At 46.9% G+C, this 15,635-nt stretch carries 17 protein-coding genes; 6 read left to right on the top strand and 11 right to left on the bottom strand.

The window, feature by feature from the left end; translation table 11 throughout:
- The first annotated feature begins 27 nt into the window (after window positions 1-27).
- Window positions 28-450: a hypothetical protein gene (locus tag E4K71_RS16175; RefSeq protein WP_135081321.1), complete on the top strand. Its 423-nt coding sequence runs from the start codon at window positions 28-30 to the stop codon at window positions 448-450.
- On the opposite strand, the gene E4K71_RS16170 is transcribed toward E4K71_RS16175, so the two are convergent.
- The gene (locus E4K71_RS16170; RefSeq protein ID WP_135081319.1) at window positions 438-917 is read right to left on the bottom strand and encodes a low molecular weight protein-tyrosine-phosphatase; all 480 of its coding nucleotides are present in this window, start codon (window positions 915-917) and stop codon (window positions 438-440) included. The two genes, E4K71_RS16175 and E4K71_RS16170, sit on opposite strands and share 13 nt — an antisense overlap.
- A 63-nt stretch (window positions 918-980) precedes the next feature.
- On the opposite strand from E4K71_RS16170, the gene cobB reads away from it, so the two are divergent.
- Both cobB and E4K71_RS16160 read left to right on the top strand, forming a co-directional pair.
- Window positions 981-1,706 (top strand): Sir2 family NAD+-dependent deacetylase, encoded by a 726-nt coding sequence (cobB, locus tag E4K71_RS16165; RefSeq protein ID WP_135081317.1) that lies wholly within the window; start codon window positions 981-983, stop codon window positions 1,704-1,706.
- Window positions 1,707-1,785: 79 nt separating this feature from the next.
- A complete protein-coding gene (locus E4K71_RS16160) occupies window positions 1,786-2,358 on the top strand; it encodes a uracil-DNA glycosylase family protein (protein WP_135081316.1) in 573 nt (190 codons plus the stop codon).
- Window positions 2,359-2,440: 82 nt separating this feature from the next.
- Here the strand turns inward: E4K71_RS16160 and E4K71_RS16155 are convergent, their stop codons facing one another.
- From E4K71_RS16155 to E4K71_RS16145, 3 genes are all read right to left on the bottom strand, one after another.
- Complete coding sequence (locus E4K71_RS16155; protein ID WP_135081314.1) at window positions 2,441-5,230, bottom strand: [protein-PII] uridylyltransferase; 2,790 nt, start codon at window positions 5,228-5,230, stop codon at window positions 2,441-2,443.
- An 18-nt stretch (window positions 5,231-5,248) separates the two neighbouring features.
- Window positions 5,249-6,298 (bottom strand): polysaccharide deacetylase family protein, encoded by a 1,050-nt coding sequence (locus E4K71_RS16150; RefSeq protein ID WP_135081312.1) that lies wholly within the window; start codon window positions 6,296-6,298, stop codon window positions 5,249-5,251.
- 74 nt (window positions 6,299-6,372) lie between these two features.
- Complete coding sequence (locus E4K71_RS16145; protein ID WP_135081310.1) at window positions 6,373-7,629, bottom strand: diguanylate cyclase; 1,257 nt, start codon at window positions 7,627-7,629, stop codon at window positions 6,373-6,375.
- A gap of 103 nt (window positions 7,630-7,732) precedes the next feature.
- Between E4K71_RS16145 and E4K71_RS16140 the strand changes: the two genes are divergently transcribed.
- Complete coding sequence (locus E4K71_RS16140; protein WP_135081308.1) at window positions 7,733-8,326, top strand: hypothetical protein; 594 nt, start codon at window positions 7,733-7,735, stop codon at window positions 8,324-8,326.
- Window positions 8,327-8,329: 3 nt separating this feature from the next.
- On the opposite strand, the gene E4K71_RS16135 is transcribed toward E4K71_RS16140, so the two are convergent.
- The 3 genes from E4K71_RS16135 to E4K71_RS16125 all read right to left on the bottom strand — a co-directional run bounded on the left by E4K71_RS16135 (window position 8,330) and on the right by E4K71_RS16125 (window position 11,649).
- Complete coding sequence (locus E4K71_RS16135) at window positions 8,330-9,586, bottom strand: diguanylate cyclase (RefSeq protein ID WP_135081306.1); 1,257 nt, start codon at window positions 9,584-9,586, stop codon at window positions 8,330-8,332.
- 89 nt (window positions 9,587-9,675) lie between these two features.
- Complete coding sequence (locus E4K71_RS16130; protein WP_135081304.1) at window positions 9,676-10,944, bottom strand: murein transglycosylase A; 1,269 nt, start codon at window positions 10,942-10,944, stop codon at window positions 9,676-9,678.
- Window positions 10,945-10,947: 3 nt separating this feature from the next.
- On the bottom strand, window positions 10,948-11,649 hold the full coding sequence (locus E4K71_RS16125; protein ID WP_135081302.1) for a Tim44/TimA family putative adaptor protein: 702 nt from the start codon (window positions 11,647-11,649) through the stop codon (window positions 10,948-10,950).
- Between the two features lie 104 nt (window positions 11,650-11,753).
- Here E4K71_RS16125 and E4K71_RS16120 point away from each other — a divergent pair, with 104 nt between their 5' ends.
- Window positions 11,754-12,266 (top strand): FxsA family protein, encoded by a 513-nt coding sequence (locus E4K71_RS16120; RefSeq protein WP_135081300.1) that lies wholly within the window; start codon window positions 11,754-11,756, stop codon window positions 12,264-12,266.
- Between the two features lie 68 nt (window positions 12,267-12,334).
- On the top strand, window positions 12,335-12,832 hold the full coding sequence (gene secB, locus E4K71_RS16115) for a protein-export chaperone SecB (RefSeq protein WP_135081298.1): 498 nt from the start codon (window positions 12,335-12,337) through the stop codon (window positions 12,830-12,832).
- Window positions 12,833-12,884: 52 nt separating this feature from the next.
- Here the strand turns inward: secB and E4K71_RS16110 are convergent, their stop codons facing one another.
- Genes E4K71_RS16110 through E4K71_RS16095 form a run of 4 tightly spaced genes read right to left on the bottom strand, consistent with a single transcriptional unit; the run spans window position 12,885 to window position 15,631 of the window.
- Complete coding sequence (locus tag E4K71_RS16110; RefSeq protein WP_135081292.1) at window positions 12,885-13,505, bottom strand: FecR domain-containing protein; 621 nt, start codon at window positions 13,503-13,505, stop codon at window positions 12,885-12,887.
- 1 nt (window position 13,506) lies between these two features.
- Complete coding sequence (gene dnaQ / locus E4K71_RS16105) at window positions 13,507-14,196, bottom strand: DNA polymerase III subunit epsilon (protein WP_135081291.1); 690 nt, start codon at window positions 14,194-14,196, stop codon at window positions 13,507-13,509.
- A 2-nt stretch (window positions 14,197-14,198) separates the two neighbouring features.
- On the bottom strand, window positions 14,199-14,789 hold the full coding sequence (gene coaE, locus E4K71_RS16100) for a dephospho-CoA kinase (RefSeq protein WP_135081290.1): 591 nt from the start codon (window positions 14,787-14,789) through the stop codon (window positions 14,199-14,201).
- Window positions 14,789-15,631, bottom strand: a complete 843-nt coding sequence (locus tag E4K71_RS16095; RefSeq protein WP_135081289.1) for a shikimate dehydrogenase — start codon at window positions 15,629-15,631, stop codon at window positions 14,789-14,791. Before E4K71_RS16095 ends, coaE begins: the two co-directional genes overlap by 1 nt.
- Window positions 15,632-15,635 lie beyond the last annotated feature (4 nt).

The raw sequence follows: 15,635 nt of genomic DNA, 5'->3' as shown, positions 1-15,635 counted from the left end.
ATAAGGAAAACAGAAAGGAAAAGACACATGTATCCATTTGCCTTTGAAACTGCCCACGCGATTGGCCCCCATGAAGGCCACGAACTGAACCTGATGATTGCCGGGGATAAACCCTGTGCCTTTTTCAGCGACACAATTCCCGGCAATGGTTTTATCCCGCTTAAGGATTTTACGCCTTTTGTACAAAGCGGCCAAATCAAACAATTTGAACACCGATATAGACCAACCCATCTGCCTGAGCCCTATGACTGTCTTCAAGCTATTTACTTCTGCCTACCCGGCGAAGAATACCGTGTTGAACAATTACACGAACTGCACGTAAAGCTTCATCAAGGGAAATGGCGCGAAGAAGATGATATTATTATTGGTCGCCTGCTTGGCTATAAAGAATGGGATATCAAAGCCTTTATCCAACATCAGCGGCGCTATTTTCAGACTCAAGAAACCTGATAATCGCGCTGAATATCCTGCATCAACCCTTCAGAAGCTTCTTCAACCAGATCAAGGACATAATCAAAGCCCGCCGGTCCACCAAAATAAGGATCAGGGACTTCAACTTCCGGGCTATCAGGGTCAAAAGACAAAAACATATGGAGGCGGTCTTCATATCCCGCTGGGCAAATGGATTGCAGGTTTGAATAATTGCTGCGATCCATCGCCAGCACATAATCAAATTCCACAAAGTCTTTCGGCTTGGCTTGGCGTGCGCGCAAATCTGACAGGTCATAGCCACGGGTTTTTGCCGCCTTTTGTGCCCGACCATCCGGTGCCTTGCCCACATGCCAATCCCCGGTACCCGCTGAATCCGTGATGATTTGAGAACTTAAACCTTTTTTTTCAACCAGATCACGAAAGACCCCTTCTGCGGTAGGAGAACGACAAATATTGCCCAGACAAACAAATAAAACTTTAACCACGACGTGCTTTTCCCTGTTGGTGTTTTTCCCTAATATAGAAGTCAAATCAGGGAAGAAGCAACAATGAATGTAAAAATTGATAAAGAAGGTACTATTGTTATTTTAACGGGTGCCGGGATCAGTCGGGAATCCGGTCTGGATACCTTTCGCTGTAAAGATGGCATCTGGTCCAAAGTGAATCTGGAAGATGTGGCCACACCTGAAGCCTTTATACGCAACCCAAAAATGGTGCAGGATTTCTATAATGCGCGGCGCTCCCAATTGATGGAAGATAAGCCTGCGCCAAATTCTGGCCACTTGGCCTTGGCAAAACTGGAAGAAAACTGGCCGGGCAGAGTGCTGATTGTCACCCAGAATATTGATAATCTGCATGAAGCTGCCGGATCAAAAAACATCATTCATATGCATGGCGAATTACTGAAAGTCCGCTGTAACCATTGTGGGTCTCTTCGCCACTGGGAAGCCAATCTACATGTGGAAACGGAATGCCCCGATTGTGCAGAAACAGGCGGTTTGCGCCCCCATGTGGTCTGGTTTGGCGAAGTTCCCTTGCAGATGGAAGAGATTTATGAGGCTTTGGAAGATGCCGATCTCTTTATGTCCATCGGTACCTCCGGCCATGTTTACCCGGCTGCTGGTTTTGTACAGGCCGTCACCCAGCTGGGAGGCTGTCACACCGTCGAACTTAATCTTGATCCTTCCGAAGGCGCGACCCTCTTTGCTGAAACCATTTATGGACCCGCCAGTGAAGTGGTGCCTGCTTATGTGGATCAGTTGTTAGAATCATAAACGTCATCCTCGCGCACGCGGGGATCTTTATAAAACAGGAAAGAGATCCCCGATCAAAGTCGGGGATGACGAAAATAATATGGATAATCTCCTCACCCAAATCCGCGCCTGTACCCTGTGTTCCGACTTGCCTTTAGGCCCACGCCCCGTTATTCGAGCGCAAAAATCTGCACGGCTGCTCATCATCGGTCAGGCACCGGGCACAAAGGTCCATGAAACCGGCATTCCATGGAATGATCCCAGCGGGGATCGCCTGCGAGACTGGCTTAATCTGAATAAAGAAACCTTTTATGACGACAGCCGCATTGCCATCATGCCTATGGGACTGTGTTATCCAGGACGCCTTGAAAAGGGTGGGGATTTGCCACCCCGCAAAGAATGTGCGCCTGCCTGGCATGATAAAGTCTTGGAAGAACTGGAAAATATCGAATTGACTTTACTGGTTGGCTCTTACGCGCAAAACCATTATCTCGCCAAAACCAAGAAGAAAACCATGACCGAAACCGTGCGCCACTGGCAGAACTATCTAGAACAGGGCTATTTGCCACTGCCTCATCCCAGTTGGCGTGTGAGCAATCTAATCAAGAAAAACCCGTGGTTTGAGGCCGAACTGGTGCCAGAGTTGCGCAAACTTATCAAAAAACACCTCTAACCCCCCAGCGTCATTCCCAACTTGATTGGGAATCTTCTGGCCCATTGGAAAAAGATCCCCGCATACGCAAGGATGACAATCCTCAGGAAGACGCCTCTTTCTTCTTTTTGCGTTTTTTCGGCTGGTGATAATTTTCTTCGCGGATGGTTTCCAGCAGCTTGGTTTTAATAGCCTCCAGCTTGCTTTCTGTATTGACCTTCAAGCCAAAGACATCTTTGACATAAAACACATCAACGGCGCGCTCGCCAAAGGTAGAAATATGACTGGAATTAATCTGCAAACCCAAATCGGTCAGGGTGCGGGTCACATCATACAAGAATCCAAGACGGTCACGCCCATTGACCTCCACCACCGTAAAGGCATTGGAAACTTTGTTATCAATTAGCACCCGTGGTGGCACGGTAAAGACATCACGGCGTGACTTCATGGTGCTCTTGGTGACTTTTTCCAGCTCACTAGCCGGATAAATCTCACCTTTAAGTGCTTTATCAATCCGTTCTGCTAAGCGTTTGATTTTCAATTCAGAATCAAAGGCTTCGCCGCTATGATCCTGAACAGAAAACGTATCCAGCGCCATGCCGTTTGCCAAAGTGGCGATTTTCGCATCCACAATGGAGCCATTGGTCAAGGCCATGGCTCCGGCAATGACAGAAAACAGACCGGGATGGTCCGCCGTATAGATGGAAATTTCAGAAACATTGTTGAACGTATCATGTTCCACATGAATATGAACCGGGCCTTCTTCACTGGCTGCACGTTTCACCAATTGGGCATGGCGTAGCTGCACATCTGTTTCAAAGCTGAGCCAATACCCTGCATTGCCCAAGGCAACATGATCGTCAATTTCTTGTTCTGTCCAACCGGAAATCGCCTCACCAAAGGCCAATTGTTTGGCTTCCACACGGGCCTGCACACCACCAGCTGCGGCTTCCCCCCCTGTGAGAACCTCCATCGCACGGGCATAAAGCACACGCAGCAGGTTGCCCTTCCAGCCGTTCCAGACATCCGGGCCAACCGCGCGGATATCACAAACCGTCAGGATCAACAACAAACGCAACCGTTCCGGAGACTGCACAATATCGCAGAATTTACGGATCAGGTTCGGGTCTTCCAAATCCCGTTTGAACGCCACATGGGACATGGTTAAATGATGTTTCACCAACCATGCCACCGTTTCGGTTTCTTCCTCATCCAATCCCAGACGCGGGCACAGTTTCATGGCGACTTCAGCGCCCAGCTCGCTATGATCCCCGCCACGCCCCTTGGCAATATCATGGAGCAAAACAGCGGTAAATAAGGCACGACGCGACAGAACTTCTGAAATTGCATCACAGCTGATGGGAAGTTCTTCGGCACTTTGCCCAGTTTCAACGCGGTTGAGTTCACCAATCGCCTTGATGGTATGTTCGTCCACCGTATAGGTGTGATACATATCATACTGCATCTGCGCCGTCACACGGGCAAAATCCGGGATAAACTGGCCTAACAACCCGACTTCCCCCATCAGGCGCAAGGCACGCTGCGGCTTTTTAGTCGACGTCAGCATCTCCATGAACATTTCGTTCACTTCAGGGTTTTTACGCCATTTTCCCTTGATCAGTTTCAAGTTGGCGCGAATTTGTTTCAAGGCAAAGGGGTGAATATCCAACTCATGATCCTGGGCAACCTGAAACAGTTTGAACATCAGGATCGGGTTCTCAACAACCGCATCTTCCTTATCCAGCGTCAAACGCCCGGCATCAACGCCAAATACATCCACATTGCGTTTAAAGAAATTGGTCAGCATAGCAAAACGTTGTTGTTGTTTTTTATGCTGTTCATCCAAAACCGCACAGAGATTACGCGTCAAATCCCCAACGGTTTTGGCCGTCAGGTAATAGTGTTTCATAAACCGTTCGACACCACGCACGGATCCACGATCATGATAGCCCAGCTTTTCCGCCAGTTGGCTTTGCACATCAAAAGTCAGGGCTTCGGTCGGGCGATTGGTCAGGTTATGCAGAGTGGCACGCACAGAAAACAAGAAATTTACTGATTTTTTAAAAGCCTTGGCATCATCTTCGGTAATCACCCCGTGATCAACCAACTCGCGCCAACGTTCCACGCCGTAGATATATTTGCCAATCCAGTACAAAGTTTGCAGATCACGCAAACCGCCTTTACCTTCTTTCAGGTTCGGTTCCACCACATAACGGGTATCCCCCATGCGCAAATGGCGTTCATCACGTTCTTCCAGTTTGGCATCTACAAACTGGCGACCTGACCCGCTGATGACTTTATCTTTAAACCGTGCCCAAAATTCATCAAACAGGTCCTGATTGCCCCATAGAAAACGGGCATCCAGCAAGGCTGTTTGAATGGTCAAATCATCTTTGGCCATTTTGATACATTCATCAATGCTGCGGGTGGAATGGCCCACTTTCAAGCCCAGATCCCACAACAGATAAAGCATATATTCAACGGCCTGTTCGACCTTGGGCGTCTGTTTGTAAGGCAGCAGGAAGAGCAGGTCGATATCAGATTGCGGGGCCATTTCTGCACGCCCATACCCGCCAACAGCGGCAACACAGAACTGTTCGGCCTTGGTCGGCGTATGAATGGCATAGACATATTTGGTGGTAAAATCATAAAGCGTGCGCACGATCTGGTCGATCAGAAAGGCGTAATTGTGAAATGTCACAATACCGTCAGCCTTTTTACTTTCAAATCGAGCCTTGATTTCTTCGCGCCCATTATTCAACACACCCTTAAATAATTTCAGGATATCAGGCTGCATTTTGGACGAATAACCGGACCAGCCCGCCATATCTTCCAATTCTGCCCACAGGGCTTTGCGATCAATAATTTGCTTTTGTTTTATGATCTTAGTCATATATCTTCATTCAGTTTCTTAAGGCGCAACATAGAAAATTCGACCAAACCAGCGCCAGCGGCCATCGCCTGCCGGCATGGTACAATTAAGTCGCGTGCGCCCCACAGGTAGAGCTTTTTCCATACGGACTTCAATGCGGCGTTCCCATAGCTTTTCAAGGCGAACCTTGCCTTCATGGGAAGCAAAACAGGCCAGTGGTGACAGGCTACCCACAGACTCATCCACCGTAAAACCAATCATCGGCGGGTTGCGCTTGGCAATGGTCATATCCTTTGGCCCCAAATCACGCACATGTAAGGATTTGGCCTGGGCCACCATCTGGAAGCGTTTGATATCGCCGTATTTTTCATTCAAGGCAAAACGCGGCAGATAGAATTGATTATCTCCAGAACCAACGGCCCCACTATGTTGACCAAAGGCTGCGCGCATACCAAAACCACGCACCACAGACATGGCTTTCAAACTGGCCTCGCCATAAGGATAGGCGAAAATATCCGGACGATAACCAAGCTTTTCTTCAAAACGGGCCAAAGAGCGTTCCATTTCACTGCCAATGCGGGCCTCAGAAGAAGCTGGCATATGGAGATGGCTGGCCGTATGGGCACCAATATAAACCAGCGGATCATCCGACATTTCCTTGACCTGTTTCCAGGTTAAATGTTTGGCATACCCGCGATCAATAGGATCGGTTGAAATAAAGATGGTAAAAGGAATGCCTGCTTCCTTAAATTTCGGATAGGCTTTTTCATAAATACTGGCATAGCCATCATCAATGGTGATGCTCAGTGCCTTATCAGGCAGGGGCTTGCCTGCATTCAACAAATCAACCAGTTCAGGAAGCGGTAAAACCGTATAGCCCCCGTTTTTGATCTCTTCAATATGGGCCTCAAACTGTTCCATCTTGATATTGGTTGATGGATAATCTGCTTCCCCAAATCGGTGATACATCACCACACTGGCCGATGTCTTTTGAACATCTTGTGCATAAAGCGGGGATGTTGAAAGTGCTGCAAGGCCAAACGCGACGGCTTTTTTAAACCGTTGTGCCCATAATCGAGAAAAGACCATCTGAAACCAGTCATATTTTGAAAGAATGTAATTAAGGGCTTAATATTCCAGTAACTTTCAAAAAGGGCAAGGGATTATTCGCCGATAACCACCTTATTACGCCCGCTTTCCTTTGCCTGATAGAGCATTTTGTCTGCCCGTTTAAGCGCCTCACCTAATTCTTCCCCGCTTTGCAATTTTACACAGCCAAAACTGGCAGTTACATTGCGGCGTTCTTTTAAAGACTCATAGGGTTTAGATTCAATTCTTTTGCGAATACGCTCCAATAGTTTTTCAATTTGCGGACGATCCACCGCTTCAATAATCAGGCCAAATTCTTCACCGCCAAGACGGGCAAGAATATCATTGGCTCTTAAGCTGTTTTTCAATTGGGCAGATAAAGATTTTAACACCTCATCACCCACATCATGACCATAATTATCATTGATGGATTTAAAATGGTCGATGTCCAGAATACTGACCCAGGCATCTTTGCCTTCATAATGCAGCCGTTCAAGGTTTTCAGCACCTTGATCAAGGAAATAACGACGATTAAACACCCCGGTCAGGAAGTCCTTCATCGCCCCATCCAGCAATTTCTGGGTTTTTTCAATCAATTCAATGTTTTGAGTCACCCGACAGAAAAACTCTTCAGGATGGAACGGTTTGATCAAAAAGTCATTGGCACCAGTTTTAATAAAGCGTGCAGACAGGGCCTGTTCGTTGCTTTCCGACAAGCCAATAATAGCCAATTCTTCTTTACTATGTCGTTCGCGGATTTTTTTGATCAGCTCAAACCCGTCCATGGGCTGCATTTTATAATCGGTGACCACCAATTTCAGATCTTCATGTTGTTCAATAATATCAACGGCTTCCTCACCGCTATCTGTTTCCAGTACCTTAAATTCATACTGGCGCAATAGTTCGGTGATATATAAACGTGTGGATCGGTCTTCTTCCACCACCAATGCCTTGAGCCCCTTGTTATGGGCCAAACGATAAATCAAATTGGCAAGATAACGAAACGCAGCGGGGCTTTCTTTTACAACATAATCAACAACGCCCGGAATACTGAGCAATTTCTGGCGAACCAGCAAATCAAAACTGGCAGAAAAGATCACCGTTGGAATTTGGTATTCCGTAATAACATTGATGATGTCGCCCTTGTTGGAATCAGACAGGTTCAAGCCGGAAATGGCAAACTTGTAATAACCAATGCCATTTTTCTCAATAAACAACAGGGCCTGTTCTGTTGAAGAGGCCCAATGGACTTCCGCCTCAATGGTTTTGGCAAGTTCAGCCATCACCATAAAGGCAACAGTGCGTGAACTTTCAACAAGCAAAATATACATTTAAGGCGCCCTCGGATCGCAGTTTTTTTATTTTTTACATTTCTTTATCATAGCGCGAAGGTCCCCTCTGGAAAATCCCCAATTTCTACCCCATATATAGCAGATGACACCACTAAATGGATCAAAATGGGGCCAAAACTATAAAAATTGGCATATTCCATTAAGCGAAAGACATATTCTTTTAAAAGACGCCCTGCACGATATGCACAGCCTGTCACATGAACAGGCCGCAATCCCCTTGATTGTGCAACTTGTGGAAAACCCCCGTTTTCGCCTGCCCGGCCTTGAGCTTTTTCACGGGGCTGTTGATCTAAAAGATCATGATTGTATCCATATTCTTTTAGGGCGCGGCATGATGCCCAAGGATGAAGCCTTCGTCATTGGTTTTACCATGGGATCAACAGGCAAAGTCGGCTGTTTTGAGCGCAAGCTCTATCAATTGATTTCCCACCATCTTTATCCCGATGTCTATCGTTTTAAACGTGATGATCTCTCTGTGTTTAAAGATGGCTTGAATTTAGGGGTTTTATGTCATTGCAAAGCATTGGATCGGATCAATTATGACCAGTTTATGAGCCAGCCTTTGGGAAAAGTGCGCAAAAAACTTGGCATAGATATAAATCTTCTCAAAGCTTACTACGCACAGGAAAAGAAACGCTTTTCCCACATTCCAGAATGTCGCAGACTGTTAAATTAGGCTCTAGTCTTCAATGATGACCTGATTGCGCCCGGACTGTTTGGCAAGATACAGCAATTCATCGGCACGTTTTAACAAATCATCCAGACTGTCACCAGGGTGGAATTTTGCAACACCGAAACTGGAGGTCACATTGCCTCGATCCTCAAGGCAATCATATTGCTTGAATTCAATAGATTCACGCAAAGCATCCAGCATGTCAAAGAGTTCCCCTTCTGCAAAATCATCCAGGAAAATACAGAATTCCTCCCCTCCCAAACGGGCAACCATATCCTGTTTGCGCACCGCTGAAAGAAGTTGCAAAGATACACCTTTAAGCACTTCATCGCCCACATCATGACCGAACGTGTCATTTACAGATTTAAAATGATCAATATCCAACATACAAATGGCGATGGGTTTGCGTTGATTTTTCAGACGGGAAAATTTCTTTTCCCCCTTATCAAAAAAGAAACGACGGTTATAAAGCCCGGTGAGGAAATCCTTGGTGGCCGCATCCACAAGTTTTTGTGTTTTTTCAATCAGTTCAATATTTTGTGCCACCCGGCAATGGAATTCTTCTGGCTGGAAGGGACGGGGAAGAAAGTCATTGGCCCCAACCTTGATAAAACGTGCTGACAGGCTGACGGCTTCTACAACCGATAAACCGATAATCGCCAGTTCATCCTTGCCATAGGTTTCACGGATTTTTTTGGTCAGTTCAAACCCATCGACCGGGGCCATCTGATAATCCGTAACCACCAATTTAATATCCCGGTTTTCTTGCAGAATTTTTAAGGCTTCTTCACCGTTTTCTGCTTCTAAAACCTGAAACTGATATTGACGCAATAATTCACAGGCTTGCAGGCGCATAGGCCGTGATCCATCAACCACCAACGTCTTGATCGTCCGGTTGGTAATCAGGCGATACACCATATTACACAGATAAGTCAGACTGGCCTGACTTTCTTTCACCACATAATCAATCACACCTGGCATTTGCAAAAACTGATCACGCAAGGAATCTTCAAACGTGCCGGAAAAAACAATGGTCGGGATTTGAAATTCCGTAATAACAGAAACCGCTTCCCCATCTTCGGCGTCGGCCAAATTCAGGCAGGAAATTGCCAGTGTATAATTTTGAGGCCCATTTTTTTCAATCAGTTCAAAAACATCTGATAATGACGGAGCCCAATCAATATGAATATCAATGACCTTTGCCAATTCTGTCATCAACAAAGATGTGACAGTCTTGGAATTCTCAACTAACAAAAGACGCATAAGGTGGCCCCTTCTCCCATATTCTTATTTTTATGGGAGACAGATTATCAAGTGCGGTCCAGAAAAACAATAAGGAGAAATACGATTTATTACTGTGAAACGATAGAACTGTCTTCAGCAGCTTCACAAACCTGACAACGGTTTAAAGAATTATTGGGTAATAAAGCAAAGAAACTGCCCGGTTCCTTCATTTTACCTGCGCGATTGGCCGCTTCTTCTCCAAAACCCCAAAAAACGTCACCCCGCACAACACCTTTAATCGCCCCACCTGTATCCTGGGCCATCAACAAACGTGAAATCGGGGCAGGGGAAATTGGATCGGTAAAAGTATGCAGATATACTGGCAACCCCATGGGAAGGAAACGTTTATCCACCGCCAGTGAACGCCCCGGTGTCAAAACCACCCCTTGGGCACCAATCGGCCCATCATCCTTTAATTCACGAAAGAAAATGAACGAGCTGTTTTCGCGCATGAGCTTCTGCCCACCATTGGGATGAGCAGCCAGCCATTCACGAATGGCCTGCATGGACATTTTTTCTTTGGTAATCTCACCGCGTTCAATCAGGATACGGCCAATGGAGGTATAATCATGGCCGTTATGACCATCATAGCCCACCCGCATGGTCGAACCATCGGCAAAAAGCACCCGGCCAGAACCTTGAATATGCAGGAAAAAGGCATCGACCGGATCATCAACCCAAACCAGCTCCAAATCCTTGCCGCGCAATTTCCCGGCTTCAATTTCTGCACGCGTGGCATAAGGCATCAACTGACCATTGACCAGTTTTCCGGCTAATCTCTTGCCACGCCAGTTATTTTTAAATTCACCAAGTCCCACAAGGACCAAATCTTTCGGGCGTTTATAAAGGGGCGTTTGGTATGGACCGCCTTTGGATTTTGCCCCGCGCAGACCCGCTTCATAATAGCCAGTGAACAGGCCCGCTGCGGCCTTGTTTTTCTTTAAATCCGAAACCAGATAGGGTTGAAAATAACTTTCATAAAATGCCCGTGCCTTTTGACTATCACCATCAGGCAGGGAATAGGCTTCGGTACAAATCGGTTTCCAATCCCCTGCTGCCCCCCCAATCCCTTTGGGACCAATGAGCTTGCTTTCCTTCATGCGACCAAATTTTTCACAAGAACGGCGCAAAGCAGGCAGGGTTTCAGCCAAATGGTCTTCTTCCCAACCGGGAAGTGAGGCAAAGGAGACAGGAATAAGTTTGGGATCAAATCCGACAGAGGTATCTTTGGGCGCAATCATTCCCTGATGAGAAGGCATAGGCGTACAGGCAGAAGCCAAAGCCAACAGCCCAGCCGCACTTACACATTTCGCCCAAGTTTTCCCCCAAACAGCCATAATTTATTCCGTCGATGTTGCTTTCAAGAACCAGTTCGGGCTGCTTGAGGCAATATCGCGCTCAAACGTCCAGATATCAGTGATGGTATCAATATAGTTACTATCGCCATCAACAACTTCGCCATCACTGTCTTTAGTCACATTGACCTGTTCACTGACAATACGAACGGTGACTTCGGCAACATTTTCTTCCAAGACCGCATCGGTGATTTCCAGCGAATTCACCCCAACCAAGGTTGTTTCCAGGGTTTCCCCTGCTGCCACACGAGCTTCCAATGCAGATTCAAAATTGCTGTATACATCAGGGGTCAGAAGGTTCTTCAATGTTTCACGATCATTTTCAGCAAAGGCTGTAATAATCATTTCAAAGGCGACCCGTGCGCCGTCAACAAAACCATGTTGATCGAAACTGGCATCCACCGCCATGATGTCAGCCAGTGCACGCTGCACCGGACCAACAGGTTCAATCTCATTGATGTCTTCAGCAACCTGTTCATTTTGCACAGGCTCTTGCTGAGAGTTTGGTAGATGAATCACATTGTCGTTGGCATTTTCATTGCGCTGATCATCCATGGGATCAGGGTTGAAAATGTCACGGTGGTTGCGATTATCTTCGTTTCCATCCTTGCTGCCCAATACATTGCGCAAACGCAGGAAAATAAAAATGGCAATCAATGCCAGTAAAATGAGATCAAAATTGGCCATAATAAATCATTTAACCTGTTATCTTTTCACAAGTAGTGTAACTTGCGTATCAGCTTATGCAAACTAGATAATCTTAAATCGTCAAAAGAGCAAGGATTCACCCGTTGGGCTTTTTCATTCTTCTTCTATTTATCGCTGTTCCAGTCACAGAAATCGCTGTTTTTATTCAAGTTGGCGATATTATCGGACTGTGGCCGACCATTGCCATTGTTATTTTGACCGCTATTTTAGGCACGGCTTTACTGCGCCAACAAGGCATGAATACCCTGATGCGCGCCCAAGCGACATTAAATACGGGACATTTGCCAACAGCTGAATTATTCGACGGGGCCTGCCTTTTGTTTGCCGGGGCCTTGCTGCTCACCCCCGGTTTTGTCACCGATACGGTTGGTTTTTTACTGTTTTTCCCACCATTTCGTGCTTTTTTGCGCCACAAGGCGAAAGATTTGGTCAAAAATTCTTCCAATATTCATATGATGGGTCCCGATGGTCGCCCATTTGAACCTCATCCCCCCCATTCCCAGCCCCATCAAGGAGCCAATTCAAGCGTCATTGACGGGGAATTTGAAGAGGTTAAAGCCAATCCAGAAAGCCCCTGGTCAGAAAAACAGGATTAAGTTGAGATTGCATTTCTTTCGTGCTACCAGTTTTTCCAACATAAATTCGATTTTTCAGGAGTAAGGCAATGGCCGACCAAAACGAACAAGCGACAGAAAACCAAGAACAAGAAGTCCAGCCGATGATCATTCACGGCCAATATATCAAAGACCTGTCTTTTGAAGTGCCAAATTCTCCCGGTATTTATGCCCGCATGATGCAGGAACAGCCTGATGTGTCTGTTAATGTAGATGTGGATGCGGCTAAACTGACAGAAAACCAGTTTGAAGTGATCGTAAAAATCCGCGCTGATTGCAAATTGCAAGAAGATGTGGCTTTCATCTGTGAGCTGGCTTACGGCGGTATTTTTGAACTCAATGTTCCCCAGGAACATCTGGAGCCCATGCTTCTGATCGAATGTCCGCGCATGCTTTTCCCGTTTGCACGCAACATCATTGCCAATACAACACGCGATGGCTCTTTCCCTCCGATGATGCTGAATCCAGTGGATTTTGCGGGCATGTATCGTGCGCGCATGGAACAACTGGCGGCCGAACAAGAAGCTGCTGGCGAAACAAAACAATAAGTTTTTTGCCAAATTTATCTAAGAAAAGGTCCCTTTTTTGGGGGCCTTTTTTTTATTTCATCAAAGCCAGTGCACGCTGCTTTTTCTCCCCACCCCACATTTTTGATGGGGTAGGGGCTGTGTGTGGATCATGTAAACGGGTTCCGCTATCATTGCCTGTAAGGGTAACTTCCCCTGCAAAATTTTTCACATGAACACCGCCGCCTTTCCAATGAGCCACACTTAAGGCCCCATCCAGTTCACCTACAAAGAATTTTGTGCCCCGAATACCAATTGTTGCCGCCTTGGTTTCAATGCGCAACCCTTCCGCGCTTGCCTTGGCAATTTGGCCCGACACCCCATCAATCGCCCCATTGAGCAATTCTATCACTGCATTGTTATTACCTTGACCAAAGGTGTAATCAATCACCACAAAAGATGTCCGTCCACCCAGTTTGAAGCTGCCTTCATCAATCATGGTAATTTCCAAACGACCATCGGGTCCTGTAGAGAGAATATCACCAATCAACACTTCATCGCCTGTTTTAAGAACCCGCACCTGCGCATCTTGTACAGCCACAACAGAACCAGATACCTGTTTCACCTTTCCCGCCACATTTGGTGTGAGAGCCGCCTGAGCGACAAAAGCAATCAAAACCAGACATCCAAATAAAGCAATAAAGGTATGTTTCATGTTAACTTTTCTCTTCAGCTTCACCCGCTAACCATATGGGGTTTTTAATTTTTTCTAAAAAGGCAGTATGAGCAGACAGTTCTTCTTCTGTCGGGGCATGGGGGCGGGGTTCTCTAAAAACCCGTTCTTTTTGGGCAATGTCCGAGGCCGCAGCAGCCTCTTTTTCCAAAACCAAACCCGGTTGACGCCCACCGATCAGTTCCAGATAAACTTCGGCCAAAAGCTCACTATCAAGCAAGGCGCCGTGTTTTTCCCGGTTGGAGTTATCCACACCATAACGACGACACAAGGCATCTAGGTTCGCAGGGGAGCCAGGGAATTTCTTGCGTGCCATGATCAATGTATCGGTGACATTATTGCCCATGACCGGGAATTTATGTTGTTCCAGCTCGTAATTCAAAAAGGGAACGTCAAAGCCCGCGTTGTGAATAATCAGGGTCGCATCCCCGATAAAATCAAGAAATTCCTGCGCAACTTCCTTAAAAATAGGGAAATCACGCAAATATTCTTCTGATAAGCCATGAACGCGAAAAGCGCCTTCCGGCATATCGCGTTCCGGGTTGATATATTGGTGATAGGTCTTGCCTGTGGGCATATGGTTCATGAGTTCTACACAACCAATTTCCACAAGGCGATGGCCTTGTTTATATTCAAACCCGGTGGTTTCCGTATCGAGTACAATTTCGCGCATGATCAGCCCTGAATTTCCTGAACGATCTTTTTAACCTGATTTCGCGCCACACGAAAGCCAGCGCCGCTAAAAATGATATAATCAGCCCGGCGACGTTTTTGAACATCGGGCATCTGCTTTTTTAAAATCACGTTGAATTTCTGCTGTGTCATCCCAGATCGGGCCAAAACCCGGCGTTTTTGGATCGCCTTGGTGGCTGAGACCACACAAACGGCATCACAGCGCTTTTCCCCTTTAGTTTCAAAGAGTAGGGGAATATCCAGCACCACAATTTTGCGCCGTTGCAGCTGACAAATGCGCAAAAATTTACGTTCTTCGCCCCGCACCATAGGATGAAGAATGGCTTCCAGTTTTTTTAAAGCCACATCATCACCCAGAACCTGTGCACCGAGTTTTTGGCGATCCACTGCCCCATTTTCAGCCAAACAACCGGGAAAAACCTGATTGATTTTCGCTGTTGCCCGACCTTTTGGCCCCATCAATTGATGCACAGTGGCATCGGCATCATGAACGGGAATGCCAAGCGTGCGAAACATCTCCGCTGTCGCTGACTTTCCCATGCCAATAGAGCCTGTCAGCCCCAGAATGAACATTATTCTTCTTTCAAGACAAATTCACGCAAATCCGCATCCACTTGGGGGTCCACGCCAAACCATTCCTTGAAACCAGGTCGCGCCTGATGAAGCAACATGCCCAGACCATCAACCACCGTGCAGCCATGAACATGGGCTTTTTCCAGCAAATTAGTCATCAGGGGCGCATAAACAATGTCACTGACCAGCGCGGTTTTCGGCATATCGAAAATATCAATTTCCAATAACGCCTGCCCGGTCATGCCCAAAGTCGTGGTGTTGGTCAGAAGATTAATCCCGGCCAAGGCTTCTTCGCGCTCTCTCCAATCAATCACATGGATTTTATGATCAAGTTCATCAGCCAAATTGGTTGCACGTTCCTTGGTCCGATTGGTCAGGCGAATTTCTGGACATCCCGCTTCTGCCAAAGCCACCAAAACCGCACGCGCAGCCCCACCAGCCCCCAACACAACGGCCGGACCAGCCGCAGGGTCCCAATCCGGTGCCCCGGCTTTCAGATTTTCCATATAGCCATACCCATCTGTATTATCGGCATAAATGGAGCCATCTTCTTTAAAAACCAATGTGTTAGCTGCACCAATCTTATGGGCGCGCGCACTGGCATCATCAGCAATTTTCAGCGCCTTTTCCTTATGGGGAACGGTGACGTTACAGCCTTTCATCCCGGCGGCCTGCATACCGTGAACGGCCTTGGCAAAATTATCCGGGGTGACTTCCATGGGGATATAGGTGCCATCAATGCCATATTTTTCTAGCCAAAAGCCATGAAGGCGAGGGGATTTTGAATGGCTGATCGGCCAACCCATCACACCGGCCACAGCCGCTTTTCCTGATAAGATCATGAGT

The organism is Terasakiella sp. SH-1 (assembly GCF_004564135.1).
Classification (GTDB): domain Bacteria; phylum Pseudomonadota; class Alphaproteobacteria; order Rhodospirillales; family Terasakiellaceae; genus Terasakiella.
This window is presented reverse-complemented; position numbering and strand designations above follow the sequence as displayed.